Here is a 26952-nt window from a genome sequence, read left to right on the forward strand (position 1 = left end):
GCCGCCGTACACATCGTTCAGGATGGGGGTGTCCCTTGAGGACACCCCCATCTTTGTGTTGTCCCGAAAACAGGGCGAACCAGCAGAAGAGAACCGCTCGGCCGCTCCTGTGCCCTGGCCTCCGCGGAGGGGCCCGGTGCAGCACCCCGTCAGGGCAGGAGTGACCCGCAGCCATCGGCGGCCGCCGGTACTTCCGGCTCTCCGCACCGTGGTCTCGCGTTTCCTGATCGCCCGCGTTGCCGGCTGGCCGGGTGCACGGTCGCCTGCCGGTGCGGCAGGCCGGGAACTCCACGGCCCCGCTGGTGCTGCCCTCTGCCAGGTCGGTCAGAGATCAGCCGCACCCGGTGGCCGACGCCCGTTCACGTCCTCGACAGGGTGCCCGCGAGCCCGGCATCCCTCCGGCCGTGCTGCCGCGAACCTGTCGGCGACGCGGCTTCTCGGGGCCACGGGACGTGCCACAGCGGTGCTGCGGGGCAGACCTCCATGTGTTCCTGGCAGAGCAGGAGAAAAATCCGCCAGGACCCTCGACCCGGTTCGGCTTCCCGGTCGTTCAGAGGCCCTGCCAGACGCCCGACAACCGCTCCTCGGAGCCTTCGCCCTCGCCGGGATGCCCAGCGGATCCAGGACGCCTACGGGAACCGCGGGAAGCGGTTACCCGGAAGAGCGCCCGAGCCGACGGGAACGGGAGCGCGCCTGCTGGCGGTGCGTCTGTCCTCGGGCGGCCGGGTGCGGTCACCACGGCGCGACGACGGCGGACACACCGGTACGGAGGGGGTTCCAAGGCGTCGAGCGGGCTGGCCAGAAAACGCGAAGGGCGTCACTCCTCCTCGGAGTCCGCCCCCGCAGGTGCCTCGAGCAACTGGCTCACCAGTGCCATGAACTCTTCATCGCTCATCGCGGCCCAGTCCACATGCTCATTCATGTTGACGCGGTTCCCCGATTGCAAGATCAATAAGCATGCGGAGGAGCCGAAAACCGGAAGAAAAATGTGAACTCTTGGTTTCGGTGCTTTGTCGGCGCTGTTCCTGTTTTGACCTGCGATGCCCGGTGGGAGCGGGTCACAGGCTCCGCTGGAGGGCGGCCCGGCACTCGGGGCAGCGGCACCGCTTGTTGTAACCGGTCAGGGTACCGTGCGGCAGAGCCGGATCACGTTCCGCGAGGAGAGTGGCGTCGAGTTGGGAGCCGAACGCGCTGAGTACCCGTGCTGCGGAGAACACCCGCTGCGGGCTCAGCCCCAGCTCCCGCGCGGCGTCGTCGAAGTGGATCCCCTTGCGGAGCTTCGCGATCAGTCTGGAACGCGTGGACGGAGGGAATTCTCGCTCCACCGCTTCGATCAACTGCTCGGCGTCGTCAACGGGGTGATTCATCGGCTTCCTAGAGTGGGCCGGAAAGTTCGTGTCCTGGTTCAACCGCATCGTACGCGCTCCGCAGCGCGGATTTACCGTTATCGCCTTCCGCGAGGACTGTCGAACACAGTGGAACACTTTCCGACACGGAGAGCGGGCTCCGAGGAAATATTTCTGAGAACGCATTGCCCGTAGCAGACAGTAGTGATTCCCTGGTTTACACAGCCAGACCGTCAGTGTTCCCGGGCAAAGGTCATGACAAGCCCCATCGTTCGTCGTCGCCTGTCAGCAGAGCTGCGCCGTTGGCGTGTGCGGGCGGGCATGACGCTCAGCGACGTCGCAGGAGAGCTCGACTGGTCGCCGGCGAAGCTCGGCCACATCGAGACGGGCATTCGCAAGCAGCTCTCGGTCGCCGAGGTGGCCGCCCTCCTCCGGGTGTACGGGGTGACCGGAGAGCAGCGCGAGGCCATCCTGGCCCTGGCCCGCCAAGCGCGGGCCCGGGCCTGGTGGACCGATTACGAGGACGTCGTCTCCCCGGCCTACGTCGGCAACGAGGCGGGCGCCGTGGCGATCGGAGCCTACGGGGGGATGGTGGTCCCGGACCTGCTCCAGACGCCCGAGTACACGGTCCTGCTGGCGCGCGGCAGGGGCTACGACGGCCGGACGGCCGAGCGGATGGTCACCGCCTACCTCAACCGGCAGGAGAACCTCGACAGGGACTCGCTCGTCCGCTACCACGCCCTGGTCGAGGAGGAGGCGCTGCAACGGATCACCGATCCGCGCACGAGGCACGCGCAGTTGCGCCGGATGATCGAGCTGGCGGAGGGGAACCCCCGGGTCACCGTCCAGTTGCTCTCCACCTCGCTCGGGCCGCATCCGGGGGCCGCGGGACCGTTCACCGTGCTGGAGTTCGAGGACGAGGAGTCCCTGGTGTTCGTGGACGCCCCGCACGGCGGTTCGATCGTGGAGGCCGAGGCGGAGGTGGCCCGCTGCCAGCGGGTGTGGCACCGGCTGACCGGAATGGCCGGCAGTCGGCGGGACACGGTGACCGTTCTGCGTCGTATGGATCTGTTGACCTAGTGTGGCCACAATTAAGGGAGAATTCTGACAACGGCCGTCTACCTGCCGGTGGTACCTGAGGTGTCGGGACCGGGAAGCGGCGGGAGGCGCGCCGCCCCACGCCGTTCAAGGTAACAGTGCCGCAAGGTTGCTAGGCTGCTTGGGGACACAACCATAAAGCGCTGTAAAGACGTCTTAGGCTCGGTTTGCGACAGGCCGCACGGAACGGGTCGACCATGTCGACCGCGGCCGGACCCGGCCGGGCCGCGTATCGAGTCCCGTCTCAGGCAGAGGGAAAGAAAGTAAAGGGGTCCTCACCGTGAAGAAGATCATCATCCTGGTGCTGGTGGCCCTCGGGGCGTTCGCCATCTACCGCAAGATCCAGGCTGACCGCGCCGAGCTGGACCTGTGGACTGAGGCCACCGCTGCCAGCGAGAACTGAGCCCGGCAGACCGCCGAACTCCACCAGACGAAACCCTGGTACCGTCCTCCGGTTGAAGCCACCGGTTGCCCCACCCGAGGCGAGAGAGCGGTATGCTCTCAACCGTTGTCGTACGCTATGCGGCGATGACCGCCGAGGGGCCATAGCTCAGCTGGCAGAGCGCCGGTTTTGCATACCGGAGGTCAGGGGTTCGACTCCCCTTGGCTCCACCAGAGAACATGCAGGTCAGCACAGACCAGATCGGCCGCCCACTCAGCAGAGCGGGCGGCCGACGCGTGTCCGGGGCAGGACTCCGGCGGGAACTTCCGGGGCGGCCCGGACGTCTCACGGAGTGAACCCGCTGCCGAACGGGCGACTCCGCTGCGTCGCCGACGGCGGCAGGCCGTAAATCAGGGGAGGTTCAGGGATATCCCGCTGGTCCGGGGCGTTGCGGTCGCCGAACATGGAAAGAAGGAGAACGCGACTCCCCCCAGCGGAAACCGGAGCAGAGACCACCCCACAGAGTGCGGCAGGGAGTGAAAGCGGCCGTGTACTACCCGACATCTCCAGCCCGTCACGGGAACAGCCCTGTACCGCCGTCCCAGATGCGCGTGACCCACGCGGAGCGCGACCGTGTCGCCGAGGTGTTGCAGAACGCCTACGCCGAGGGACAGCTCGACGAGGAGGAGCTCGACGAACGCCTGGGCAAGGCGATGGCGGCCAAGACCCGCGGGGAACTGCAACCGCTCGTCGCCGACCTGTCCATCAGCCGTGCCTCCGCGGCGCCCTTCGCCGCCGTGCCGGAGGAGCCGAGCAAGGACGAGCGCCTCTGGGCGGCGGGCGGACACCTCTCCGGGTACCTCCTCCCCGCCCTGGGACCGCTGATCGTGCTGGCCGCCCGAGGCAACTCGCCGTACGTGCGCGCCCAGGCGTACCAGGCGCTGAACTACCACCTGAACCTGATCATCGCCACCCTGGTGTTCCCGGTCGCCGCGCTGCTGCTCGTCACCATCCCCGTCTACCTCTTCATGATCCTGGGGGCGGTGGTGCTGCCGCTGATCGCCGGCGGGGTGGCCCTCGTCGGGAGCGACTGGAAGTACCCGTTCACCGTCCAGATCATCAAGGACAGACAGGCGATCCAGCAGTGACCCGGTGACCGCACCGGGCGGACACGCCGGTGGCCCCGCAGAGACGCTGCGGGGCCACCGGCGTTCACGGGGAAGCCGGGTCCTACTGGGTGACCCGGCCGTTCAGCTCGACGGAGCCTTCCGGGGCGGCGTCGGGGGACGCCCCCTCGGCGGACGCCGTGGCGCCGCTGCGAAGCCTCTCACGGGCCTGGCGGGCCTTTGCCGCCAGTTGCTCCCGGGTGTGGCGCACCTGCTCGCGGGCGCTCTCCAGGTTGGCCTGCCACTCGGCGTCCTGGGCGGCCCTGCGCAGCCGCAGCACGCCGTAGACGGCGGCGAGGCCGACCGCTCCGATACCGACGTAGACGAGTGCCCGCGGCAGCTTCCGCCTGGAGGTAGCGGGGGGTGTCGGGTCCACCTTCTGGGCGGCGGTGTTCAGGAGCTCGGCCACACGGGGGGCGACCGTGTCCTCCACCCGCTGGGCGGCGGTTTGCAGGCGGGGGGCGGTCCATCCCCGGGCCTGCTGGAGGCGCAGGGCCGCGGCCTCCTTCGCCTGGGCGGCGTACGGGGCGATCCGCTCCGCCTGCTCCCGAGCCATCTCCTGTAGGCGGCTCAGAGCCTCGTCGGCTTCTTTCCTGGCCTGTCGGCGCTGCAACGCGACTGACACGTGGTCCCTCCTCTGGTGTGCGGGCTGCTGGCTGCCCTCTGCCCGGGCGTGTGCTGCCTATGCCTGAGACGCGTGGGCCGGAGCTTTCGACCCGTCCGTTATCTGGGTGTTATCTCAACATACGTGGTTGGTACGGGTCTGATCACGTGTCGCCCACCGTGTTCGAGGTCTCTTTTCCGGCCGTGGGATAAGTCGGGTAGAGCCGGACGGACGGTAACGTGTCAGAGGTAAGCATCCGCAACGGAAAGGCACTCGGGTGTCTGACACCAACGGTCAGCTCATCGCGCGGCTGAACACCACCCGCGGAACGATCGTCGTCAAGCTCTTCCCCGACAAGGCACCGGAGACGGTGGCGAACTTCGTCGGCCTCGCCGAGGGGACCAAGCAGTGGGTGGACCCCCGCACGGGCAGACCCACCACGGCCAAGCTCTACGACGGCACGGTGTTCCACCGGGTCATCAAGGGGTTCATGATCCAGGGCGGAGACCCCCTCGGCACCGGCTACGGCGGTCCGGGGTACCGCTTCAAGGACGAGATCCACCCGTCGCTGAGGTTCGACCGGCCCTACCTGCTGGCCATGGCCAACTCGGGGCAGCCGAACACCAACGGGTCCCAGTTCTTCATCACCGTGGGCGAGCCCGACTGGCTGAACGGCAAGCACACCATCTTCGGCGAGGTCACCGAGGGAGAAGAGGTCGTCGTGGCCATCTCCGAGCTCGACACCGACCAGAGGGACCGGCCGCTCCAGCCCGTCACGCTCCAGTCCGTCACGATCGAGCGCAGTTAGGCCAGGAGGAATGAGCGCCTCTCCCAGCTCCGAACCGACGTCCCAGGCCGTTCCCGTCTGCTACCGGCACCCCGGCCGCGAGACCTACGTCCGGTGCCGACTGTGCGACCGCTACATCTGCCCGGACTGCATGCGGGAGGACGCGGTCGGCTTCCAGTGCGTGGAGTGCGTCGCCAGAGGGAGGCGGAGCGTGCGAGAGGCGCGCACGGTCTTCGGCGGGAAGGTCATCACCCGGCCCTACGTGACGTGGACCCTGCTGGGGCTCATCGTCGCGGTGTTCGCGGCCCAGGTGGTGACCTCCGGCTCGCCGATGCTGGTCGCCACCGGAGCCGATCCGCTCGTCACCTGGTTCGGCATGTGGGGCGACGCGGTGGTGCTGGGGGACCAGTGGTACCGCCTGTTCACCGGCGGGCTGCTGCACGGCGGCGTGATCCACCTGCTGTTCAACGGGTTCGCGCTGTACGTCGTCGGCCCCCAGGTGGAACGCTGGCTGGGCCACCTGCGCTTCGCCGCGCTGTGGCTGGTCAGCGAGCTCGGCGGGGCGGTGCTGGGCCTCCTGGTGGAGCCGGGCACGATGTCGGTGGGCGCCTCCGGGGCCCTCTTCGGGCTGTTCGGCGCGGTCTTCGTGTTCGGCAGGCGGCTGAAGCTGGACACCCGGTTCATCCTCGGCCTGCTGGCCGCCAACCTGCTGATCACCTTCCTGGTGCCGGGCATCTCCTGGACCGCGCACATCGGCGGTCTGGTGAGCGGCCTGCTGCTGGGCGCGGCGTACGCCTACCTCCCGCCGGGCGGGAGCACGGAGGCCAAGCCGCGCCGGCGCGCGCTCTGGCACGCCGCGCTGACCCTGGGGTACACGGCGCTGCTGCTCGCCGCGGCGGCGGTGGGGCCAGCTCTGCTCCTGTGAGCGGGGAAGCGGACAGCCCGAAAGGGCGGCCGCCTCGCGGCGCACGGCACCGCTCCGCTACCGCGGAATCGTCGGATGATACCGGGTCAGCCTGTGGATAACTCTGTGGATAACCCTGTGGATCAACTGTGGGAAAGTTCCACGGCACCCGTGACAGCCTGGGAAAACAGCGTCACGTCCAGCTTGTGGACAATCAGCGCCAGCGTGTGGAGACGATGAGCGCCAGGATGATGCCGCTGAACCCGATGGCGAGGTTCCAGTTGGGCTGCTGCTCCAGGAAGGAGACCGGCACGAAGTTGCCGATGAGGTAGTAGACCCCGATCCACAGGATTCCCAGGACAGCGAACGTCAGCATGACCGGAGCCACCCAGCGCCCGCCGATCTTCGGCTGGGGAGCCGTCGGGGGCGGGGTGTAGACGGCCTTCTTCTTGCGAACGCTGCGAGACTTGGGCACGGTCGCTGCTCCAAAAAATACAGGTGGTCCGAAAGATGATCCGGGACGGTAGCCCAGTCTACGGCACAACCGGACGCGCGGGCGAATACCTCTCACGACGGACCGTGATCAGTGCTGGTGGGGGCGTGCGATTCCCTGGATCGCGCGCCCCCACCGCCCTGCCGGTCACTCCTCCTCGCGCCGGTTCTGGAACGGGTTCCAGTCCTCGGGATCGGTGGGGAAGCCCGGGTTGTGGGGGGGCTGCTCCTCACCGTTGCCCGGCGGCGTCGGAGGCTGCTGCTGGGTCGGGGCCTTGGCGAAGGTCACCGTGACCGTGCTGCCCCGCTCGACCTCGGTGCCCGCCGCCGGGGACTGGGAGATCGCGGTGCCCGGGGTGGCCTGGTCGGTCTCCTGGGTCTGGGCCTGGAGCGTCAGCCCCAGCTCCGCGAGCCGGTCGGTGGCCTGGTCCTGGTTCATGCCGGCCAGGCTGGGCACCTGGACCTTGCTGCTGGCCTTGGCGACCACCAGGTTGACCTTCGTCCCCGGCTCGACCTCGGTGCCCGCCGCGGGGTCGGTGGACAGCACCGTGCCCTGCGGCTCGTCGGACTCCTGGTGGGTGATCTCACCGCGCTTCAGCCCGGCGCGGTTGATCTCGCCGAGCGCGTCGCTCTGGCTCATGCCGACCAGGTCGGGCATCTCGATCATCTCCGGGCCGCCGGAGACGAGGATGGTGATCGTGGTCTCGGGCTCGACGGACTCCCCGCTCGGCGGGTCGGTTCCGACGGCCTTGCCCTCCTCGACCTCGCTGCTGGGCGTCGTCTCGTCGGCCACCTCGATGTTCTCGAAGCCCTTCTCCTCCAGCGCGGCCTGGGCCTCCTCCACCGACATCCCCGCCACGTCGGGAATGGTGATCTTGTCGGTGCCCGGACGGAACAGCAGGAACCCGAGGAAGACCGCGGCGGCCAGCACGGCGGCGCCCAGCACGATCCACAGCGCCTTGTTCCCGCCCCGGCGGTCGTCCTCGTCGTCGTAGGGGTAGTCGTCGTAATCGTCGTAGTCGTCGTCGTGCCGACGGTTGCGCGCCGGGGGCAGCGCCGTCGTGGCCCCGCCGTCCGCCGCGGCCAGAGCCATGGTGCTGGCGGCGGTGGGCATGCCCTGTAGGCCGCGCTGGATGTCGGCGCGCATCTCCTCGGCGGTCTGGTAGCGCTGCTCGCGGTCCTTGGTCATCGCGCGCAGCACGATCGCCTCGATCCACTCGGGGATCTCCGGGTCCAGCTCCGAGGGGGGGATCGGCTCCTCACGCACGTGCTGGTAGGCGATGGCCACCGGGGAGTCGCCCACGAACGGGGGACGGCCGGTCAGCAGCTCGTACAGCACGCAGCCGGTGGAGTAGATGTCGCTGCGGGAGTCCACGCGCTCGCCGCGCGCCTGCTCCGGGGACAGGTACTGCGCGGTGCCGATGACCTGGGAGGTCTGCGTCATCGTGGCCTGGGAGTCGTCCATGGCCCGCGCGATGCCGAAGTCCATCACCTTGACCTCGGCCTGGCGGGTCAGCATGACGTTGGCCGGTTTGATGTCGCGGTGCACGATGCCTCGGGCGTGCGCCGCGGCCAGCGCCCGCAGGATGCCGTCGGTGATCTCCAGCGTCCGCTCGGGCAGCAGGCGCCGGTTGTCCTCCAGCAGCTCCTTCAGCGTCCTCCCGTCCACGTACTCCATGACGATGTACGGGATCGGAACCCCGTCGATCACGTCCTCGCCGGTGTCGTACACGGCGATGATCGACGGGTGGTTCAGCGAGGCCGCGGACTGTGCCTCCCTGCGGAACCGGACCTGGAACGTGTGGTCCCGGGCGAGGTCCGAACGCAGGGTCTTGACGGCCACCACCCGGTCGAGACGAAGGTCGCGGGCGCGGAAGACCTCGGCCATACCGCCCCGCCCAACGGGGGCCTCAAGTTGGTAGCGGCCACCAAGTAGCCGTGGCTGAGACATGTCGTGAACTGTTCCTCGCAGTCGTGGAAGGACCTGAGCGGCCGTCAGGGCAGCGCGGAGCCTCGCGACTCGCTGCCCGGCTCCCCGGTCGGGTTGCCGGGTGCCGCGCCGCCACCGCTCGTGTCGTCCTCTCCCGAACCGTCACCGGTGTGGTCGCCAGGATCGGTGCCGGTGCCGGGGCTGGTCTCTCCCGTAGGCGGGAAGGAGTCCTCAGACGACGGGGTCTCCGGCGGTGACTCTGTTTCCGTGGTCGGCGGCGGGCTCGCCTCCGGCTCGGTCTGAGCCGGTGTGGACTGACCGCCGGGGTAGCCGGAGACCGGGGTCTCCGGATCGGTCGCTATGTCCTCGGTGTCGTCGGGGGATCGGGAAAGGGTGGGGACGGCCGACCGGTTGCTGGTAGGAGTCCCATTGTTCTCATCTCCCTCCCACAGCAGTTGCCCGACCAGAAAGATTCCCACCACGACGACTCCGACGGTGGCGACCAGAGCGAATATGACGGGTAGGGTCAGGCGGCTGTTCTGTGCGGCGGATTTTTCGGCAACTCTATCCGAGCCTTCGGTCCCCGGAGGAGGCCACGGCTGCGCCTGGGTCCCGGTGGGTACTCCGGTCGTGGCGGTACCGGGTCCGGTCGTGGCGGTGTGGGGGCCGGTGGGCGACCCGGGAAGAGTGGAGACCACCGCTGTCGCGTCGGTGGCGGACGCCAGGCCCAGCGCCTCGGTGGCGTCGCCGCCGTTGAGAGCCGCCCGCAGGCGCTGCGCCCACTGGGCCACCTCGGCGGCAGAGGAAGGGCGTTCCTGCGGGTCCTTGGCCAGCATCCGCTCCACGAGTTCGCGCACTCCCGGCGGCACGGTCTCGGGCAGCGGCGGAGGAGGCTCCCGCGCATGGGCCAGGGCCAGCGCCAGGGGGGTGTCCGCGGTGAACGGCGGCTGCCCGGCCAGGCACTCGTAGGCGACGATGCCGAGCGCGTAGATGTCCGACAGCGGGCTGGCGGGCTTCCCCGACACCTGCTCGGGGGAGATGTACTGGGCGGTACCCATGACCATGCCGGTCTGGGTGAGGGTGACCGACTCGGTGCCGCGGGCGATGCCGAAGTCGGTGAGCTTCACCGTCCCGTCCTCGGTCACCAGCAGGTTGCCCGGCTTGATGTCGCGGTGGACGACCCCGCCGGCGTGGGCCGCGGCCAGCGCCTGCGCGGCCTGGTCCACGACGTCCAGGGTGACGTCGGGGTCGAGTCCCGGGTTGCGCTTGATGATCGACGACAGCGACTCCCCCGTGATCAGCTCCATGACCAGGAAGGAGTACCCGTCCTGCTCGCCGTAGTCGTAGACCTGGGCGATGTTCGGGTGCGACAGCGCCGCGGTGATCTGGGCCTCGGTGCGGAACCGCTGCTGCGAGACCGGGTCGCTCACCTGGGCCATGTGCAGCAGCTTGACCGCCACCGGGCGGCTGAGCAGGATGTCGGTCGCCTGCCACACCTCGCCCATGCCGCCCACGCCGATGCGCTCGTCGAGGCGGTATCGGTCGATCAGCACCACCCCGGCCCGCGTGCCGAGGCCGCGCTCAGGGGTCTCACTCACTGTTGATCACTGCTTCCATGATCGCCTTGGCCACGGGAGCCGCCAGGGTGCCACCGCTGGCGTTGCCTCGCTCGATCACGACCGCCACCGCGACCTGGGGGTCGTCGGCGGGGGCGAAGGAGATGAACCAGTTGTGGGTGTCGCCGTCGCCGACCTCGGCGGTACCCGTCTTGCCCGCCACCTGGATGCCGGGGATCGCGCCGCTCTTGCCGCTGCCCTCGGCCCCCTCGGTGACCAGGATCATGGCCTGGGTGAGCTGCTCGGCGGTGTCGGCGCTGATCGCCTCGCTGAACACCTGGGGCGTGGTGGACTCGATCTCGGACATGTCCGGGCCGAGGATCTCCTGGACCAGGTAGGGCTGCATGATGGTGCCGTCGTTGGCGACGGCGGCCGCGACCATCGCCATCTGTAGCGGGGTGGCCTGCAACTGGCCCTGGCCGATGCCCATCTGGGCGCGCAGGTTGTCGTCGGGCTCCAGGGGGGCCGAGCTCTCCGTCACCGGCAGCGGGACGTTCATCGGCCCGGAGTTGAAGCCGAACGCGCTGGCCTGCTCGTGCAGCGCCTCGGCGCCCAGTTCGATGGCCCAGTTCGCCATCGAGGTGTTGCACGAGATCTCGATGGAGTGCGCGATCGAGTCGGGCGCCCCGCCGTTGCAGGGGCCGCCGAAGGCGTTCGGCAGGCTGCTGCCGCCGAGCGGGATCGCGGCGGGCGCGTCGATGGTGGACTCGATGGTGTGGCCGTTCTCCAGCGCCGTGGCGGCGGTGACGATCTTGAACGTGGAGCCCGGCGGGTAGAGCTCGTTGAAGGCCCGGTTCAGCAGCGGCTGGTTCTCGTCGTCGGCCAGCTTGTTCCAGTTCTCGACCGAGGTGTTGACGTCGGAGAGGTCGGCCACCGAGTTCGGGTCGTAGGTGGGGATGGAGGCGGCGGCCAGGATCGCTCCCGTCTTGGGGTCGAGGGCGACGGCCGCGCCCCGGCCGTTGGTGGCGTTGGCGCGCAGGCCGTCCAGCGCCGCCTGCTGGGCCGCGGGGTTCAGGGTCAGCACCACCGAGGCGCCCTGGGGGTCGGTGCCGGTGAGCATGTCCAGGAAGTTGCGGACCATGAGGCTCTCGTCGGAGCCGTCCAGGTAGGAGTTGTGGGTCTGCTCGATGCCGAAGTTGCCCATCGGGTTGAACACGCCCACCGGGTGCGCGTACAGCTCCCCCTCCGGGTAGTCGCGCTGGTAGTACTCTCCGTCCTCGACAAACGTCGAGGTGGCGATCTGCTCGTTGGCCACCACGATGGGGCCGCGCGGCAGGGAGGTCCGCTCCGCGACGTCGCGGCGGTTGAACTCGTGCTCGCGCAGCCAGTCGGCCTGGAACGCCTGGATCCAGGTGGTGTTCAGCAGCAGCACCCCGAACAGCGCCAGGGAGAACACCGCGAGTCGGCGAATGGGCTTGTTCATCGGGAGATCACCTGGGTCGCACCCTCGTCCTGGATGGCCACCGGGGCCGGTTTACGGGCGTTGTTGCTCATCCGGATCAACAGGGCGAGCATGATCCAACTGGACAGCAGCGCAGAGCCACCCTTGGCCACGAAGGGGATGGTCGCACCGGTCATCGGGATGACGCGGGTGACGCCTCCGATGACCACGAAGCTCTGGAAGGCGATGAGGAACGAGATTCCCGAGGCGAACATCTTGACGAACAGCTCCCGGGAGGCCAGGGCGATGCGCATGCCGCGCTGGGCGAGCAGCGCCAGCGCGAACAGCATCACCATCAGGCCGGTGAGGCCCAGCTCCTCGCCGAACGCGCTGAAGATGAAGTCGTTCTGCACCTCGGGGACGTTGCCCGGCTTGCCGCCGCCCAGGCCGGCGCCGAGGATGCCCCCCTCGCCCATGGCGAACAAGCCCTGCACGAGCTGCTGGCTGTTCTGCCCCGCCTGCACGCAGAACGCGTCGGTGCTGTTGTTGAGGATCTCGTCGGTGCAGTACACCTCGGGGTTGAAGGCGTCCAGCCAGGTGATCACGCGGGTGCGGAAGTGGGGGACGAACGGGTACAGCAGGGCGCAGGCGCCGAAGAACGCGCTCAGTCCCAGGATGATCCACGAGGAGCGCTGCGTGGCCACGTAGATCATCGCGAGGAAGGTGCCGAACAGCAGCAGCGAGGTGCCCAGGTCGTTCATCAGGATGACCAGGACGATGATGCAGAAGCCCCACATGACGGCCATCGGGGCCGTGTCGCGCATCCGGGGCAGTTCCAGCACCTTGATCGGGCCGATCTTGAGCGGCCTGCTCACCAGCGAGAGCACGTCGCGCTTGGTGACCATGTACCCGGACAGGAAGATGACCAGCGCGATCTTCGCGAACTCCGACGGCTGGAGGCTGGTGACCCCCAGGTTGATCCACTGCCGGGCGCCGTTGATGGTCATGCCCAGGCCGGGGATCAGCGGGAGCAGGAGCAGCAGCACCGCGCTGAGCGCGGTGATGTAGGGGTAGCGCTGGAGGACCCGCGGCTCCTTGAGGAAGAACACGATCGCGGCGAAGACGACCAGGCTGCCCGCGGTGAGGATCAACTGGTCCATCGCGCTGCCCCTGCTGGTGTCGCCGGTCGCCTCGAACAGGCGCCACAGCATGGCGATGCCCAGGCCGTTGAGCATGGTGGCCAACGGCAGCAGCAGCGGGTCGGCGTAGGGCGCGAAGAACCGGATGAACACGTGGGCCAGCAGCGACAGGCCACCGAACAGGCCCCCGTACAGGAACAGGTTCGGCGGCATCTCACCGTTGCGGGTCAGGCTGGCCTCGACCATCGCGAACAGCGTGATGCCGATCGCGAACACCAGCATGACCAGTTCGGCGTTGCGCCGTTTGACCGGCGGCAGCGCGGTCGACAGTGCCTCGCTCATTGCTGGCCTCCCGTGCCCTGCCCATCGTCCGCGCTTTCTCCCGGCTGGGACGCGGGTTCCTGGGCGGAAGTTCCTGGTGTCTGCGGCTTCTCGCTCCCCTGGGGCGTGGGTGTCGCCTCGGAGCCGTTGTCGTCCTCGAGGCCGCAGGAGCCGGGGGACCGGCGGCAGCCCTCGTAGGTCTCCCGCAGGTCGTCGACCCGCTGCTGGGCCTCGTCGAGGCTGTCGACGGTGATGCTGCGCTCCACCGACTCGCGTTCGGTGACGGGCAGGCCGTCCAGCGGGATGCCGGTGCGCTCCACCTCGGTGGCCAGGCTGTAGCCCGCGACATCGGTGTTGATGCCCTGGTAGATGGCGACTTCCTGGCCGTCCTTGCTGGCGCCCACGAAGTACTGGCTCAGCAGGAACTGGCGGCCGAAGTAGAAGCCGACCCCGGCCACGATCGCCACCAGGACGAGGAAGGTCAGCACCATGGGCCACCAGCGGCGGGGTCGCGGCGGCTCGGGCTCGTCCTCGGGCTCGTAGGGGGGGATGCGCTCCATCTCGGCGGTGTCGCCGGCGTTGTTGCTGTTGCGGGTCAGCTCGTGGGCGCGCCCCGCGGGGGTGTCGGAGGGGATCATCGGTTCCCGGCGCTGGCTCGCCGCGCCCACCACGGCGGGGGTCGCCGTCGGTCCCGCGGGGTCGGTGGCGGTGTCGATCACGTCGGCGACCACGGCGGTGATGTTGTCGGGGCCGCCGCCGCGGATGGCCAGCTCGATCAGGCGGATCGCCGCGTCCTCGGGAGTGGGCTCCGTGGCGAGCGTCTCGTGGATGGTCTCCTTGCTGACCACGCCGGACAGGCCGTCGGAGCAGAGCAGGTAGCGGTCGCCGACCTGGGCCTCCCGCACGGACAGGTCCGGGTCGACGCGCCCCTGGCCCTGGATGGCACGGAGCAGGAGGGAGCGCTGGGGGTGGGTGGCGACCTCGTCCTCGGTGATCTTGCCCTCGTCCACGAGGGTCTGCACGAGGGTGTGGTCGCTGGTGATCTGCTGCAACTCGTTGTTGCGCAGCAGGTAGGCACGGGAGTCCCCGACGTGGACCAGAACCACGCGCGACCCCGACCACAGCATGGCGGTCAGGGTGGTGCCCATGTTCTCCAGGTGGGGCTCCTGGATGACCCGGCGGGCCAGGGCCTCGTTGGCCGCCGCGACGGCCTCCTCGAGGGCACGGACCATCTGGTTGCCCGGCATGTCCTCGTCGAGGGGCATCAACGTGTGCACGGCCAGTGCGCTGGCGATCTCGCCACCCGCGTGTCCGCCCATTCCGTCGGCCACGACAAGCAGATTGGGTCCCGCGTAACCGGAGTCCTCGTTGCCCTCTCGCAGGCAGCCGACGTCGGAGTACGCCGCGTATCGAAGTGCGATGGTCATTTGCGTAGTTCCAGAACGGTCTTACCGATGCGGATGGGCTGTCCGATGGAGACGGGCTGAGGACGGGTCAGTCGGGTCTGGCCGAGGTAGGTGCCGTTCGTCGAGCCGAGGTCTTCGACGATCCAGCGGCCGTTTTCGGGGAAGAGGCGGGCGTGCCGCCCGGAGGCGTAGTCGTCGCTGATGACGAGGGTGGAGTCCTTGGCGCGGCCGATGGTGATCGGCTGGGAGGTGAGGTCGATGGTCGTTCCGGCGAGGGGGCCCTTGACCACGACCAGGGAGCGGGGTTCGTTACGCCGCCCGCGTGCGGGTCGGGCGGGTCTCGGGCGTCCGGCGTCCCGGCCGCCTCTGGCGGAGCCGCGTTTCCTGCTGGTGGCCGGGCCGAACAGGTCGGTGCGAATCACTCCCACCGCCATGATGATGAACAGCCACAGCACCGCGAGGAACGCGAGCTTGATCAACATGAGAGTCAACTCGGACATTGCAGTGCTCTTCAGCCCCTGTCGTGCTCCGGCTGGGTCAGCGGTGATGGCTCCGCCAGCGCATGCTGTCGCGTCGAACCGTGTCTACCGCTTCGGAAGCCAGGTGAACCCATTGGACCCGGTTATTGTGCCCGATTGAAGCGGTATTCGGAATAAAGTCCTGCTCGGGGGATGGTTTCTTGCCTTGACATCATTCGGTGTTGTTATGGGGAAGACCCGCTACGTCACTTAACGTGGCGGGTCTTGTCATCTGTTCCGTTGTTCAGTCGCGCCGGAAGGTCATCGTCGTCCTGCCGAGACTGATCCGGGTGCCGTCCACCAGGCGGGCCCGCTTGACCTGCTGGCCGTTGACGAAGGTCCCGTTGGTGGAGTTCAGGTCCACGAGGACGGCCTCGTCGCCCTCCACCCGGATCTCTGCGTGGTGGCGCGAGACGCCGTTGTCCACCAAGCGCAGGTCGCAGTCGGTGCCCCGGCCCAGGAGCGTCACCTCGGAGGTGAGTTCGTAGGACTGCTGGGCGCCCCGTGCGGTGAGGGAGCCCTCGGCTGCGGCGCCACCGGGGGACAGCAGCAGGCGGGGGCGGCCCGGAACAGTGCTGCCGCGACGGGGGTGGTCGGTGACCGGCTTGATGATCTCGCCGTCCTTGAAAGTGTCTCCGCGGATGACCGCGGAACGGACCCGGAAGCGACCGGTCTGGAGGTCGTCGGCGGTCTCGAACCTCACCCGTACCGGGCCGACGAACGAGTAGCCCTGCTCGGTGGCGTACTCGCGGGCCAGTTTGGACAGTTCCTGGCCGAGGTTGTCGGCGTAGACGGCGAGTCGCTCCCTGTCCGAGCCGGAGAGTTCCACGACGAAGTCATTGGGGACCAGGGTGCGGCCTTGAGCGACGATCGCGGCGCGTTCGTCCATCTCGCGTTGCACGTTGCTGGCGACCTCGACGGGCTGGAGCTCCGACTTGAAGGCTCGCGCGAAGGTGCCTTCGATCATCCCTTCGAGCCGGCGCTCGAAGCGTTGAAGCACTCCCACGAGGTACCTCCCTTGACTCCACGTCCCGATGAGATGATCGTAACCGGGCTACGGCCTGTTTTGCTTCACCAGACGGAGTCGTTACCAAGCGGTCAGCCCCGGAAAGGTGTACGGACTCCTCCCAGACCGTGCTAGCCTTTAACACGTCGCAGGGAGCGGCCCCGGAAAAACCGAGGTCGGCCCCGTGCGATCAGGTACACTTCAGTGTCACTCGGGCGGGTGGCGGAACGGTAGACGCGCACGGTTCAGGTCCGTGTGTCCGAGAGGATGTGAGGGTTCAAATCCCTCCTCGCCCACCAGAGGCCCCGGCGTAACGCCGGGGCTTTACTGTTTCCCGAGGTTTCCGCAGGTCACGGGTGCAACAGCGGTCCCACGCGCTCCCAGCGGTCGATCTCGCAGCCGTTCTCCCGGGAGAACTCCGCGTCCACCGGTGTGCCCGCGACGTGGCCGGTGACGGTCGCGGTCTCCGGGCCGCCGTAGACCAGGGTGCAGGGCTGGTCCTCGGGCACCGGGGCGAAGACGTCGACGCCCGCCTCGGCCAGGGCCGCGCAGGCGGCCTCCGGGTCCGGGTGGTCGCCGCCCGCCGGTTCGCAGGTGAGCGTCCACACCCCCGGGGAGAACCCGTCGAGCCCGGCGGGGGCGTCGGGGTCGGAGACGGCGCGTTCCACGGTCAGCTCGGTCCGCGGGTGCTGCTCGGCGTCGGACGGGGAGGACGGCTCGGCCTGTCCGTCCGGGGGGCCGGTGGGGCTGCCGCAGCCGGAGAGCAGCAGCCCGGCGGCCGCGAGCACCGCGAGCGGCCTGCGTGCATCAGAAGGAATGAGACTACGCATACCCTGTCAGACGTGCGTGAACGGCACAGGGTTCCCCTGTGCGCGACGTGTCGATGACGTGACGTGACGGAGAGGTGTCTCGGTGTCCGGTGTCAGCATTCCGGTGGTCGAGGTGAGCGCGGTGCCCGAGAACGGCTTCCTGCTGGACGTGCGCGAGGACGACGAGTGGCGCGCGGGGCACGCGCCCAACGCCGTCCACATCCCGCTGGGGCAACTGGCGCAGCGGGCCGCGGAGCTGCCCAAGGACGTCCAGATCTACGTCGTCTGCCGCATCGGCGGGCGCTCGGCGCAGGCCGTGCAGGCCCTCAACGAGGCGGGGTGGCGCAGCGCCAACGTCGCCGGGGGGATGAGCGCGTGGTCGCTGGCCGGGCGGCCCATGGTCAGCGAGACCGGCCGGCCCCCCACGGTCCTCTGACCCGGTGCCGCCGCCGCGAGCAGGAGCGTCGGCGGCCGGGCGGCGGGGAATCGGACGGGCCTCCCCAATCCCCGTCCCGGAGGGCGTTCCGAGTGGCACCATGGCATAGGTGAGATTCGACCCGGCAGCCTTTACCGCTGAGGCAGTGGTGGCCGCAGTGGCGGACGCCGTTGTCGTCCTGGACATCGACCAGCGGGTCGTCCAGTGGAACCGGGGAGCCGAGCGGCTCTTCGGCTGGACGCTCACCGAGGTGATCGGACATCCGGTGCCCATGGTGCCCGACGACCGGAAGGCCGAGTACCACGCGGTCCTGGAACGGGTGCGGGTCAGTCGGCCGATCTCGGTCACCACCCGGCGCATCCACCGCAACGGCGGCCTGCTGGACGTGCGCGCCAGCTTCAACCGGCTCACCGACGTGCACGGGACCATGGTCGGCTGGGTGTGCGTCTTCCACCCGCACACCCTCACCCCCGCCGAGAGCGAGCTGGAGCAGTTGCACCTCGCCGAGCGGGCCCACCTGGTGCGGCGGCTCACCGACATGATGACCGACATCAGCGCCGGGCACGACGTCGAGGAGATCCTCGACCGGGTGGTCAGCGGCCTCACCGAGCTCACCGGTGCGGACGCGGGAGGGTTCTCGCTGATCGAGGGGGACTCCCTGCGGCTGGCCAGTGTGGCCCGGCTGCCGCGCAAGCTGCTGGGCCACCGCACCGAGCTGCGCCGCAGCCTGCTCGGCGAACTGCTGGCCAGCGGCAGGAAGGTGCTGCTGGCCTCGGACGAGTCCCGGCCGTTGCAGGACCTGCTGTGGGCCGACCTGGACGGGCTGCGCACGGTCGCGCTGTGCGTCTGCGACGTGCGGGGGCGCCCCTACGGAGCGCTGTACGCGCTGTACCGCAGGCGCCGGATCAGCCACGTCGAGCTGGAGATGCTGGAACTGCTGGCGGCGCACGCGGGGATCGCGCTCGGCAACGCCATGGCCTACCAGGAGACGGTCCGGCAGCGGGCCCACGAGCACGCGATCGTGGAGGCCAGCGCCAACGGCATCGCGGTGCTGGACCGCTGGGGCCGGGTGCGCAAGTGGAACCGCTCCGCCGTCGAGCTGACCGGGCGCGAGCGGAGCGAGGTCGTGGGCCGGCCGCCGCCGTTCCCCTCGCCGACGGAGCAGGGGCGGCCGCTGCGGCACCGGATGGACAACGGCCGCTGGCTGGAGATCCTGGTCACCGACATCGCGGGCACCGAGGAGCGGGTGGTGGACTTCCGCGACATCACCCCGGCCAAGGAGCTGGAGGAGCAGAAGGACCTCTTCCTGGCCACAGCCGGCCACGAACTGCGCACCCCGCTGACGGTCGTGCGGGGCCTGTCCAGCACGCTCACCGAGCGCTGGGAGCAGCTCTCCGACGAGGACCGGCGCTGCTACCTGGAGCTGATCGCGGACCGCTCCGAGCGGATGGCGCGGCTGGTGGAGAACCTGCTGCTGGGGGTGGAGGCCGGGAAGGGGCAGCTTCCCGTGCGGGTGCGCCCCTGCGACGTCGGCGAGGCGCTGCGCGGGGTCTACGCGGCGTTCCGTCCGCTGGCCGTCGAGCACGAGCTGGAGCTGCGGATGCCGGAGCGACTGCCGCCGGTGCTCGCCGACCCGGAGGCCACCGACGTGATCGTCAGCCAGCTCGTGGAGAACGCGCTCAAGTACTCCCCGGACGGGGGAACGGTGACGGTGGCCGTCGAGGTGGCGGAGGACCAGGTGGCCATCGTGGTCTCGGACGAGGGGGTGGGGATCGACCCGGTCGACTCGGGGCGGATCTTCGACCGCTTCGTCCAGGGGGAGACCGGCGACCGGCGCCGGTTCGGCGGCTTCGGGCTGGGGCTGCACATCGTGCAGCAGCTCGCCGAGGCGCAGAAGGGACAGATCACCGCCCATCCCAACCAGCCACGCGGGACCCGGATGAGATTCACATTGCGCCGGTTTTCTGGCCAACGGGACGGTTCCGGTGGGAGAGTGGAGTCCTCCGCGCGGGGCGACGGTGCCGGTTCCGGGTGACGGCGGGTTCGCGCCAGGTGAGCCGGAGGTGGTTTCCCAGGAAGTGGAAACGGGCATTTCGCCCCTGGTGCGATCCGGGGACGGCGTCGCGCGGTGGTCGACCGACACAATCAGCACAACCAGTAGGCGAACAGGTCGTCGCCCTCGTACCGGCGTCGTCGCGGTGCGGTGGGACGGGCGCCGGAGAACTGAGGGAGTTGGGGACATGTCGCGTGCCGTACTGCTGCCACACGCGCCGTCGAGTGTCGCCATCGCACGCCGCTGCCTCCGCGAGGACCTCCGAGCCCGGGGAGTGCCGCGGTCGCTCGTGGAGGACGCCGCCGCCGTCCTCACCGAACTCGTGGCCAACGCGCTGCGCCACGCGGCCCCGCTGCCGCCGCCCCACCCTCCGGACCGGGTGCGGGTGGCGTGGTCCCTGGTGCGCTCGGGGGAGACCGGGCACGCGGACGGCACCGGGGTGGAGATCGCGGTGAGCGACGGGGGAGGCGAGACCCTGCCCCGGCTGGCGGTGCCGTCGCCCGCCGCCGACGGCTGCCACGGGCTGGAGATCGTGCAGCGGCTCTCCGCCAGGTGGGGGACGGAGGTGGACGAGAGCACCACCACCGTCTGGGCCGTCATCGACGTCCCGGTCATGGCGGTCTCCGCGGACCGGGTGCCGGCGTTCCCCGCGCCTCCTCGGCCTGACTGCTCCCCGCGTTCTGTGTTTGCGCCGGTCAACCGGGAAACGCCGGGGCGGTGCGGCACGGCGAAACACCGTCCCGCGTGGGTGGCCACGCCTGATGCGGGAACGCTACAGTCACGACTGTGGAGTTGAGGATCTCAAAGAAGTCTCGGGTTGATCACGCGGTCGTATCCGTTTGCGGGGAGATCGACCTGTACACGGCGCCGCTGCTGAGCGGCGCCCTCGCCGACGCGGTGGCCTGCGGCGGCCGGACCGTCGTCGACATGAGCGGGGTGGAGTTCTGCGACTCCACCGGGCTGGGCGTGCTGCTGTCGGCGCTGAAGCAGGCCCGCGGGAACGGCGGCGAGCTCGAACTGGCCGCCCCCCAGCCCGCCGTCCGCAGGATCCTGGAGATCACCGGGCTGGACGAGGTCTTCACCGTCCACGACGCGGTCGACGTCCCGGCGGCGGCCGCCACCGGCGCCGCCCAGTAGCCGGAGGCAGCCGTGGCATCCGCGACGGGAGCGGGCCGGGTCGCCGCCGTCATCCCGGCCAAGGACGAGCAGGAGCGCATCGGTGCCACCGTCCGGGCCGTGCGCGCGCTGCCCGGAGTGGACCTCGTCGTGGTGGTGGACGACGGATCGCGCGACGACACCGCCGCCGTCGCCCGCAGCGAGGGCGCCCGCGTGTTCCGGCACGCCCGCAACCGGGGCAAGGGAGCGGCCATGCAGACCGGAGCCGAGGGGGTCCTCGGCTTCGAGGCGCACGAACGGCGCTCCGGCGCCGACATCGCCCCCCGGCACCTGCTCTTCCTGGACGCCGACCTCGGCGCGACCGCCGGCGCCGCCGCGGCGCTGATCGAACCGGTGCGCGCGGGGCGGGCGGACATGACGATCGCGCGCTTCCCGAGGACCAGGGCGCGGCTGGGCGGCCACGGCTTCGTGGTCCGGCTGGCCCGCAACGGCATCCGGCGCGCCACCGGATGGGAGACCGAGCAGCCGCTCAACGGCCAGCGCTGCCTGACCCGGCAGGCCTTCGAGGCGGCCTGCCCGCTCGCCCCGGGCTTCGGGGTGGAGACCGCGCTCACCATCGACCTGCTCAGCCGCGGATTCACGGTGGTGGAGGTCGACGTCGCGATGGAGCACCGCGCCACCGGCACCGACCTGCGCTCCCAGGTGCACCGCGCCCGGCAGTTCGTGGACGTCGCCCGCGTGCTCGCGGTGCGGGAGCTGCGCGGCGTGCGCCCCGCGGGGGGCGGTCGGCCGCGCGGAGGGAGCGAACGTTCCCCCCGTTTCTCGGAAAGGCGGCGGAAAAACGCCGACGGCCTCCCCGGGGAAGCCCCGGTCGGCGATTAGTGTCGCTGCGTGGTACCGATTCTTCTCTCCGTGACGGGCGCGCTGCTGGGCGCGGGCGGACTGCTGTTCGGCCTGCTGGCCTTCTGGCGGACGCGGACGGCGATCGGCGACTGCCACGTGATGATCCGGAACTCCCTGGCCGCGGCGGACGGCATCGACCCGCACGCGATCAGGAACGCCGCGCTCGTGTACTACGACGCGCTGGAGGAGCGGTTCGGAGCGCGCTCCTTCTCCCTGGCCCTGCTCGACTCGGCGGGCGACGGGGTCGTGCTGACCTCCATCAACGGGCGCGCCGAGGCCAGGACCTACGCCAAGGCGGTGGTGGGCGGCAGGGCCGTCGAACCGCTGTCGCCGGAGGAGCAGCGCGCGGTGCGCGCCGCGCGGCTGGGGCGCAGGACGCCCCTGGTCGGCGAGGCCGCGCCGGTGCGGCTCCCGGTGGAGCAGGAGGCGAACGAACAGGTCCGGCAGGCGGAGTAGCCTGCTGTACATGTCGAACCGCTATGCCTACCTCGGCCCCGAGGGCACGTTCACCGAGGCCGCGCTGCGGGCGCTGCGGCCGGACACCCCGGCCGCGCAGTTCGTCCCGTGCAACGGAGTGGACATGGTCTTCGGGGCGGTGCGGCGCGGCGAGGTCGCGGGCGGGGTCGTCCCGTTGGAGAACTCCGTGGAGGGCGGCGTCAGCGCCACCACCTCCGAGCTCGTCAACGGCGACCCGCTGCTGATCACCGCAGAGATCACCGTCCCGGTGGAGTTCACCCTGTTCGCCCGGCCGGGAACGGTGCTGTCCGACGTCAAGCGGGTCGCCACGCACTCGCACGCGCTGGCTCAGTGCCGGGGATGGCTGGCGGCGAACCTGCCCTACGCCGAGTCGTATGTGGTGTCCTCCACGGCGGCGGCGGCCCAGTCGGTCGCCGACCCCTCCTCGCCCTACGACGCCGCGATCTGCGCCCGCATCGCCGGGGAGCGGTACGGCCTGGTCCCCCTGGCCGAGGGGGTGGGGGACCGCGCCGACGCCGCCACCCGGTTCATCTACCTGAGCCGTCCGGGCGCGCTGCCCGAGCCGACGGGGTTCGACCGCACCTCGCTGGTGGCGTTCCTGCCCTACGACCACCCGGGTGCGCTGGCGGAGCTGCTCACCCAGTTCGCGGTCCGCGACGTCAACCTGACCCGGCTGGAGTCGCGGCCCACCGGCGACGGGCTGGGCACCTACTGCTTCTTCATGGACGCCGAGGGCCACGTGGCCGAGGCCAGGGTCGGCGAGGCGCTCATGGGGCTGCGGCGCATCTGCCGGGACGTGCGCTTCCTCGGCAGCTACCCGCGCGCCGACGCCGGCACCGCCGCGAAGCGGCCCGGCGCCCGCGTCAGCACCACCGACGACGACTTCCACGAGGCCGAGCAGTGGCTGGCCCGCATCCGCGCGGGCCAGGTCGACTGAGCACACCGCCCGGCCGACCCGGCCGTGCGCGGCTCAGGCCCCCGAACCGGAGAACAGCAGGCCCACGAACTCGGTGAGGAAGCGCTCCCGCAAGGGCAGCGGGGCGGCGTCCAGCAGGGCCAGCAGCGGGGCCATGCGGGACGGCAGCGCGCCCTTCTCCGGGTCCACCCCGATCGAGGCCATCACCTGGGCCAGCTCCTCGGCGGAGAGCGCGTCGGCGTCGAGGCCGGCCACGGCGGCGGCCAGCGCGGGATCGGGGTTGGGGGAGGGCAGTGCGGCGGCGGCCCGTACCGACTCCGCCAGGTCGGCCAGGAGGGCGGGCACCTGGGGAGCGGTGGCCGGGGTGACGGTCAGGTGCAGGTTGCGCCGGTGGGCGCCGAACGACAGTTGCGGCTGCACGAACCAACCGCGGGCGCGCATCTCGTCGGCGACGTGCAGCGGGTCGGCCTCCTCCGAGGCCACGCACAGCAGGGTCGCCACGGGCGAGCCGACCACGCGGAGCCCGGGAACGGCGCCGACGCCCGCGGCGATCTCCTCGGTGGCGCGGACGGCGGTGGCGACCAGCCCGGTGTAGCCCTCCTCCCCGAGGCGGCGGACGACCGCCCAGGCCGCGGCGAGCGGCCCCGCCGAGCGGCTGCCCTGCGCGGTGGGGTTCACCACCGGGTAGCCGGGCCACTCCGCGGAGGCGAAGTACTGGTGGCGGCGCAGCTCCGCGTCCCGGTAGAGCACCACCGAGGCGCCCTTGTCGGCGAAGCCGTACTTGTGCAGGTCGACCGAGAGCGAGCAGACCCCGGGCACCGACAGGTCGAAGTCCGGCAGGTCACGGCCGAGGCGGCGCAGGAAGGGCAGCACCATGCCGCCCACGCACGCGTCCACGTGGCACCACACGCCGCGTTCGGCGGCCGCCGCGGCGGTCTCGGCGACCGGGTCGAGCACGCCGTGCGCGTAGGAGGGCGCCGACACCGCGACCAGGGCCGTGCGGTCGGTCAGCGCCGCCGCCAGGTCGGCGGGGTCGGGCGTGCACGACACCGGGTCCGTGGGCACGGTGACCAGCCGCAGGCCCAGGTAGCGGGCGGCCTTGCGGAAGGCGACGTGCGCGGTGTCGGGCACCACCAGTTCCGGTTCGGTCACCCCGCGGACGGCCCGGGCGTGGTCCCGGGCGGCCTTGACCGCCAGCAGGATGGACTCGGTGCCGCCGCTGGTGAAGGAGCCGCGGGTCGCCGCGTCGCCGCCGAGGAGGCGGGCCGCGAAGGAGACCACGTCGTTCTCCAGTTGCACCACGCTGGGGAAGACGGTCATGTCCAGCGCGTTGACCCGAGCGAAAGCCGCGTGGGCGGCCGTGGCCAGGTCGTCGAGGCCGGGCAGCCCGGGGTCGTGGACGTAGGCGAGGGTGCGGCCGCCCCGGGTGGGCAGGTCCGCGGAGCTCAGCCGGGCGAGTTCGGCGAGGATCGCTTCGGTGTCGGGCACGGTGTCCTCCTGATCACGGGGTCGCGGGCGGGGGTGTTCCGGCGTCGCTGCCGGGGCGGAGGCCGTCCGTCCGCGGGGGGTCGGGCCGGGGGTCCTCCTCGGCGAGGTCGTAGCGGCGGACGAAGGGGATGCTGGCGAGGACCAGCAGGGCGGGCAGCACGCTGATGCCCGCGACGATGCCCGCCAGGGCGCTGGCGGGCTGTGCCGCCTCGGTCCCGGCGGTGCTGGAGACGAAGCCGGTGGCGGCCAGCAGCAGCGCGAACAGTCCGCTGCCGGTGGCCATGGCCAGGGTCTCGCCCGCCGTCCACAGGCCGGTGAACAGGCCCGCGCGGCTGGCCCCGGAGCGGGCCGCGTCCGCCGCGAGGGTGTCGGTGAGCATGGCGAACGGCAGCAGTTGGGTGCCCGCGTAGCCGACACCGACCAGGCCGACGCAGACGTGCGCGTACCAGGCGTCGAACGGCGCGCCCAGCAGCGGGGTGGCCGCCAGCAGGGCCGCCCCGCTGCCGAAGAGGACGGCGGCGGCCCCCAGCGCGGCGCGTTTACCGTGGCGCAGCGCACCGCGCAGCCACAGCGGCATGGTCAGCACGAGCGGGCCGACCAGGCAGACGAACAGCGTGGTGACCGCCGAGGGCGAGCCGAGCGTGTAGGTGGCGAAGTACTGGGCGGCGGCCAGCATGATGCCGGCGGGGACCGCCTGGAGCAGGAATGCGGCGAACAGGACGCGGAACGGGCGGTTGGCGCGCACCGCCGTGATCCGGTCGCGCAGCGTCGTCCGGGGTGCGGCGGCGGTCGACAGCCGCAGAAGGGGGGCGCGGCGGGTGCCGAGGAACGCGCTGAGCGTGCCCGCCAGCAGGAGGGCGCCGACCACCAGCGCCATGAGCCGGTAGCCGGCCGGGGTGCCGCCTCCGCTCTGCGCGACGGCCGGGGCCACCCCGCCGGACAGCAGGATGGCCGCCCCCAGCAGGGCCATGCGCCAGGACATCAGCCGCGAGCGCTCCCGGTGGTCGTCGGTCATCTCGGCGGGCATGGCGACGTAGGGCACCTGGAACAGGGAGAAGGCGGTGGCGGCGGCCAGGAGCAGCAGGCAGACGTAGCCCGCCGCCCAGCCGCCGGACAGGGGCGGGGCCAGGAAGATCGCGGCGAACGTCACGGGCAGGGTGAGAGCCCCGGCGAGCAGCCACGGGCGGCGCGGCCCCAGGGAGGAGCGGGTGCGGTCGGAGAGCGCGCCCACCCAGGGGTCGACGAGCACGTCCCAGACCCGGGGGACGAAGAGCACCAGCGCCGCGGTCGCCGCGGGGACGGCGAGCACGTCGGTCAGGTAGTAGAGCAGGACCAGGCCGGGAACGGTGCCGTAGGTCCCGGTGGCGATGGAGCCCAGGCCGTAGCCGAGGCGCACGGATGCGGGAAGCGGGGGTGCGGGCATGTGGTCAACGTAACATTCGGGCGTTTCCCGTGGTGGACGGTGCGGTCCCCGGTTCCGGCCCGGGGCGGACTGGTCGTTTCACCGATGTGCGGTCCGAGGGGGCCGGGCCAGGCTGGGAGGGCAGACCCGGGACCGCGATGCCGACGACCGCCGGGAGGGAGCGCGAACCATGGCCGGGACCCCCGTCCGGATCTTCGACACCGTGGCCTGCGCCGTCTGCCGGGACTTCGACGGCGCACCCCCGCCCCGCGGACAGCACGGGTTTCCCGTCTCGTCCTGTCCCACCGCGGGCGCGGCCGCCCCCGGCCTGGTCGACCGGCCGGGGCGTGACCGCCGCCGCGGAGCTCGGGCCCGACACGGCCTGCGCCCGCTGTGTCGCGGTCACCGGCTCCACCGTGCCGGGCGAGACCGACGTCTTCCGGCCTCACCAGGCGTCCACGACCCCCTGAACCGCGACCTCGTGGGGGCGCGGCCCTGGGAGGAACCCGCCCGCCGACCCCGCCTGGGGGAGGGGCCGGCGGGCGGGGCGCACACCGGCCTTCCCCGCGCGGGGGCTCCCGCTACCGGCGGGACGCCGGGGCGGGCCGCACCATGCACCACGTGCGCGGCGCGGCCCAGGAGGGGGTGACCTCCGCGGTCACCTCGAAGCCGAGCCGACGGTAGAAGCGCACGTTGCGGGCGTCGGAGGTCTCCAGGTAGCAGGAGAACCCGTCGGCGTCGGCGGCGGCGAGGCCGGGGGAGAGCACGGCGGCGCCCACGCCCCTTCCCTGGGCGTCGCGGCGCACGCCCACCGTGGCCAGGAACCACGCCGGTCCGGCGGGCCGGTGCGGGGCGAGCTCCTCTTCCAGCCGCGCCACCGCCTCGGCACGGTCCCCGTAGAGCGCCGCCAGTGCGGGGTCGGCGAACACCTCGGCGGGGACCGCCACGCCGGGAACGGTCCACACGGCGGCGGCGAGCACCCCGTCGGTGGTCCACACCCGGCCGTAGGGCAGGCCGACCCGTTCGGTGAAGTAGTGCTGGACCGCGCGCAGCCGCTCCGGGTAGCCGTCGGCGGGCAGCGCCCACCGGGTGAACCGGTAGTCGGTGAAGGCGTCGGCGAGCGTGTCGGCCACGGCGGACAGGTCGGCTGGGACGGCCGGGCGGACGCGCACCGGCAGCGGCGGGGCAGAGTCCACGGACTCCTCCTTCGACAGGACGCGGACGGCCCGTCCCGCACCGGTGCGGGACGGGCCGTC

26 protein-coding genes and 2 tRNA genes are annotated in these 26952 nt (G+C 71.0%); 14 read left to right on the forward strand and 14 right to left on the reverse strand.

Annotated features, from left to right (window positions below; all coding sequences use genetic code 11):
• Window positions 1–1058: 1058 nt before the first annotated feature.
• The gene (locus tag AC529_RS18195; protein ID WP_068758656.1) at window positions 1059–1367 is read right to left on the reverse strand and encodes a hypothetical protein; all 309 of its coding nucleotides are present in this window, start codon (window positions 1365–1367) and stop codon (window positions 1059–1061) included.
• Between the two features lie 234 nt (window positions 1368–1601).
• Here AC529_RS18195 and AC529_RS18200 point away from each other — a divergent pair, with 234 nt between their 5' ends.
• The 4 genes from AC529_RS18200 (at window position 1602) to AC529_RS18210 (ending at window position 3974) form a co-directional block, all read left to right on the forward strand.
• A complete protein-coding gene (locus AC529_RS18200) occupies window positions 1602–2426 on the forward strand; it encodes a helix-turn-helix domain-containing protein (protein WP_083948428.1) in 825 nt (274 codons plus the stop codon).
• 298 nt (window positions 2427–2724) lie between these two features.
• Window positions 2725–2847, forward strand: a complete 123-nt coding sequence (locus AC529_RS21060) for a DLW-39 family protein (protein WP_211329501.1) — start codon at window positions 2725–2727, stop codon at window positions 2845–2847.
• A gap of 136 nt (window positions 2848–2983) precedes the next feature.
• Window positions 2984–3059: transfer RNA gene (locus AC529_RS18205), tRNA-Ala, on the forward strand.
• A 372-nt stretch (window positions 3060–3431) separates the two neighbouring features.
• Window positions 3432–3974 carry a DUF1707 and DUF4870 domain-containing protein gene (locus AC529_RS18210; protein ID WP_068758585.1) on the forward strand — a complete coding sequence of 181 codons (543 nt, stop codon included), beginning with the start codon at window positions 3432–3434 and terminating at the stop codon, window positions 3972–3974.
• An 82-nt stretch (window positions 3975–4056) separates the two neighbouring features.
• Here the strand turns inward: AC529_RS18210 and AC529_RS18215 are convergent, their stop codons facing one another.
• Window positions 4057–4617 (reverse strand): hypothetical protein, encoded by a 561-nt coding sequence (locus tag AC529_RS18215; protein ID WP_068758586.1) that lies wholly within the window; start codon window positions 4615–4617, stop codon window positions 4057–4059.
• A gap of 256 nt (window positions 4618–4873) precedes the next feature.
• Here AC529_RS18215 and AC529_RS18220 point away from each other — a divergent pair, with 256 nt between their 5' ends.
• Together AC529_RS18220 and AC529_RS18225 are read left to right on the forward strand one after the other, a co-directional pair.
• Window positions 4874–5404: a peptidylprolyl isomerase gene (locus tag AC529_RS18220; protein ID WP_068758587.1), complete on the forward strand. Its 531-nt coding sequence runs from the start codon at window positions 4874–4876 to the stop codon at window positions 5402–5404.
• Between the two features lie 10 nt (window positions 5405–5414).
• The gene (locus AC529_RS18225) at window positions 5415–6308 is read left to right on the forward strand and encodes a rhomboid family intramembrane serine protease (RefSeq protein WP_068758588.1); all 894 of its coding nucleotides are present in this window, start codon (window positions 5415–5417) and stop codon (window positions 6306–6308) included.
• A 193-nt stretch (window positions 6309–6501) separates the two neighbouring features.
• Here the strand turns inward: AC529_RS18225 and AC529_RS18230 are convergent, their stop codons facing one another.
• The 8 genes from AC529_RS18230 to AC529_RS18265 all read right to left on the reverse strand — a co-directional run bounded on the left by AC529_RS18230 (window position 6502) and on the right by AC529_RS18265 (window position 16096).
• Window positions 6502–6762, reverse strand: a complete 261-nt coding sequence (locus AC529_RS18230) for a cell division protein CrgA (RefSeq protein ID WP_068758589.1) — start codon at window positions 6760–6762, stop codon at window positions 6502–6504.
• 165 nt (window positions 6763–6927) lie between these two features.
• Window positions 6928–8730 carry a Stk1 family PASTA domain-containing Ser/Thr kinase gene (gene pknB / locus AC529_RS18235; protein WP_068758590.1) on the reverse strand — a complete coding sequence of 601 codons (1803 nt, stop codon included), beginning with the start codon at window positions 8728–8730 and terminating at the stop codon, window positions 6928–6930.
• Between the two features lie 44 nt (window positions 8731–8774).
• Entirely contained in the window at window positions 8775–10307 is a 1533-nt protein-coding gene (locus AC529_RS18240; protein WP_068758591.1) for a serine/threonine-protein kinase, read from the reverse strand.
• Window positions 10300–11748, reverse strand: coding sequence for a peptidoglycan D,D-transpeptidase FtsI family protein (locus AC529_RS18245; RefSeq protein ID WP_068758592.1), 1449 nt, complete (start codon window positions 11746–11748; stop codon window positions 10300–10302). Before AC529_RS18245 ends, AC529_RS18240 begins: the two co-directional genes overlap by 8 nt.
• Entirely contained in the window at window positions 11745–13187 is a 1443-nt protein-coding gene (locus AC529_RS18250; protein ID WP_068758593.1) for an FtsW/RodA/SpoVE family cell cycle protein, read from the reverse strand. The genes AC529_RS18245 and AC529_RS18250 overlap by 4 nt, the downstream gene beginning before the upstream one ends.
• The gene (locus tag AC529_RS18255) at window positions 13184–14593 is read right to left on the reverse strand and encodes a Stp1/IreP family PP2C-type Ser/Thr phosphatase (protein ID WP_068758594.1); all 1410 of its coding nucleotides are present in this window, start codon (window positions 14591–14593) and stop codon (window positions 13184–13186) included. The genes AC529_RS18250 and AC529_RS18255 overlap by 4 nt, the downstream gene beginning before the upstream one ends.
• Window positions 14590–15072: an FHA domain-containing protein FhaB/FipA gene (locus tag AC529_RS18260; RefSeq protein ID WP_068758595.1), complete on the reverse strand. Its 483-nt coding sequence runs from the start codon at window positions 15070–15072 to the stop codon at window positions 14590–14592. Before AC529_RS18260 ends, AC529_RS18255 begins: the two co-directional genes overlap by 4 nt.
• A gap of 262 nt (window positions 15073–15334) precedes the next feature.
• Complete coding sequence (locus tag AC529_RS18265) at window positions 15335–16096, reverse strand: FhaA domain-containing protein (protein ID WP_198156484.1); 762 nt, start codon at window positions 16094–16096, stop codon at window positions 15335–15337.
• A gap of 213 nt (window positions 16097–16309) precedes the next feature.
• Here AC529_RS18265 and AC529_RS18270 point away from each other — a divergent pair.
• Window positions 16310–16395, forward strand: a tRNA-Leu gene (locus tag AC529_RS18270).
• Window positions 16396–16446: 51 nt separating this feature from the next.
• Here AC529_RS18270 and AC529_RS18275 read toward each other — a convergent pair.
• Window positions 16447–16926 (reverse strand): SSI family serine proteinase inhibitor, encoded by a 480-nt coding sequence (locus AC529_RS18275; RefSeq protein WP_068758596.1) that lies wholly within the window; start codon window positions 16924–16926, stop codon window positions 16447–16449.
• Between the two features lie 82 nt (window positions 16927–17008).
• Here AC529_RS18275 and AC529_RS18280 point away from each other — a divergent pair, with 82 nt between their 5' ends.
• From AC529_RS18280 to pheA, 7 genes are all read left to right on the forward strand, one after another.
• Entirely contained in the window at window positions 17009–17341 is a 333-nt protein-coding gene (locus AC529_RS18280) for a rhodanese-like domain-containing protein (RefSeq protein WP_068758597.1), read from the forward strand.
• 157 nt (window positions 17342–17498) lie between these two features.
• A complete protein-coding gene (locus tag AC529_RS18285; RefSeq protein WP_232306823.1) occupies window positions 17499–19376 on the forward strand; it encodes an ATP-binding protein in 1878 nt (625 codons plus the stop codon).
• Window positions 19377–19581: 205 nt separating this feature from the next.
• The gene (locus AC529_RS18290) at window positions 19582–20190 is read left to right on the forward strand and encodes an ATP-binding protein (protein ID WP_232306824.1); all 609 of its coding nucleotides are present in this window, start codon (window positions 19582–19584) and stop codon (window positions 20188–20190) included.
• The gene (locus tag AC529_RS18295; protein ID WP_083948432.1) at window positions 20181–20531 is read left to right on the forward strand and encodes an STAS domain-containing protein; all 351 of its coding nucleotides are present in this window, start codon (window positions 20181–20183) and stop codon (window positions 20529–20531) included. The genes AC529_RS18290 and AC529_RS18295 overlap by 10 nt, the downstream gene beginning before the upstream one ends.
• A gap of 12 nt (window positions 20532–20543) precedes the next feature.
• Window positions 20544–21392 (forward strand): glycosyltransferase family 2 protein, encoded by an 849-nt coding sequence (locus AC529_RS18300; RefSeq protein ID WP_083948434.1) that lies wholly within the window; start codon window positions 20544–20546, stop codon window positions 21390–21392.
• Window positions 21393–21401: 9 nt separating this feature from the next.
• Complete coding sequence (locus AC529_RS18305; RefSeq protein WP_232306825.1) at window positions 21402–21869, forward strand: DUF4446 family protein; 468 nt, start codon at window positions 21402–21404, stop codon at window positions 21867–21869.
• Between the two features lie 10 nt (window positions 21870–21879).
• The gene (pheA, locus tag AC529_RS18310; protein WP_068758599.1) at window positions 21880–22827 is read left to right on the forward strand and encodes a prephenate dehydratase; all 948 of its coding nucleotides are present in this window, start codon (window positions 21880–21882) and stop codon (window positions 22825–22827) included.
• A gap of 33 nt (window positions 22828–22860) precedes the next feature.
• Here pheA and AC529_RS18315 read toward each other — a convergent pair whose 3' ends face one another.
• The 3 genes from AC529_RS18315 to AC529_RS18325 form a co-directional block, all read right to left on the reverse strand.
• Window positions 22861–24294, reverse strand: a complete 1434-nt coding sequence (locus AC529_RS18315; RefSeq protein WP_068758600.1) for a pyridoxal phosphate-dependent decarboxylase family protein — start codon at window positions 24292–24294, stop codon at window positions 22861–22863.
• A gap of 13 nt (window positions 24295–24307) precedes the next feature.
• Window positions 24308–25717 (reverse strand): MFS transporter, encoded by a 1410-nt coding sequence (locus AC529_RS18320; RefSeq protein ID WP_068758601.1) that lies wholly within the window; start codon window positions 25715–25717, stop codon window positions 24308–24310.
• Between the two features lie 560 nt (window positions 25718–26277).
• Window positions 26278–26892 (reverse strand): GNAT family N-acetyltransferase, encoded by a 615-nt coding sequence (locus AC529_RS18325; RefSeq protein WP_083948459.1) that lies wholly within the window; start codon window positions 26890–26892, stop codon window positions 26278–26280.
• Window positions 26893–26952 lie beyond the last annotated feature (60 nt).

The organism is Thermobifida cellulosilytica TB100 (assembly GCF_001517975.1).
Taxonomy (GTDB): Bacteria; Actinomycetota; Actinomycetes; order Streptosporangiales; family Streptosporangiaceae; genus Thermobifida; species Thermobifida cellulosilytica.

Bases quoted from the DNA above. Each gene is read 5' to 3' on its own strand.
- pheA (WP_068758599.1), top strand. From the start codon at position 21,880: ATGTCGAACCGCTATGCCTACCTCGGCCCCGAGGGCACGTTCACCGAG.
- AC529_RS18250 (WP_068758593.1), bottom strand. From the start codon at position 13,187: ATGAGCGAGGCACTGTCGACCGCGCTGCCGCCGGTCAAACGGCGCAAC.
- AC529_RS18245 (WP_068758592.1), bottom strand. From the start codon at position 11,748: ATGAACAAGCCCATTCGCCGACTCGCGGTGTTCTCCCTGGCGCTGTTC.
- AC529_RS18290 (WP_232306824.1), top strand. From the start codon at position 19,582: ATGTCGCGTGCCGTACTGCTGCCACACGCGCCGTCGAGTGTCGCCATC.
- AC529_RS18260 (WP_068758595.1), bottom strand. From the start codon at position 15,072: ATGTCCGAGTTGACTCTCATGTTGATCAAGCTCGCGTTCCTCGCGGTG.
- AC529_RS18320 (WP_068758601.1), bottom strand. From the start codon at position 25,717: ATGCCCGCACCCCCGCTTCCCGCATCCGTGCGCCTCGGCTACGGCCTG.
- AC529_RS18275 (WP_068758596.1), bottom strand. From the start codon at position 16,926: ATGCGTAGTCTCATTCCTTCTGATGCACGCAGGCCGCTCGCGGTGCTC.
- AC529_RS18200 (WP_083948428.1), top strand. From the start codon at position 1,602: ATGACAAGCCCCATCGTTCGTCGTCGCCTGTCAGCAGAGCTGCGCCGT.
- AC529_RS18255 (WP_068758594.1), bottom strand. From the start codon at position 14,593: ATGACCATCGCACTTCGATACGCGGCGTACTCCGACGTCGGCTGCCTG.
- AC529_RS18210 (WP_068758585.1), top strand. From the start codon at position 3,432: ATGCGCGTGACCCACGCGGAGCGCGACCGTGTCGCCGAGGTGTTGCAG.
- AC529_RS18225 (WP_068758588.1), top strand. From the start codon at position 5,415: ATGAGCGCCTCTCCCAGCTCCGAACCGACGTCCCAGGCCGTTCCCGTC.
- pknB (WP_068758590.1), bottom strand. From the start codon at position 8,730: ATGTCTCAGCCACGGCTACTTGGTGGCCGCTACCAACTTGAGGCCCCC.
- AC529_RS18195 (WP_068758656.1), bottom strand. From the start codon at position 1,367: ATGAATCACCCCGTTGACGACGCCGAGCAGTTGATCGAAGCGGTGGAG.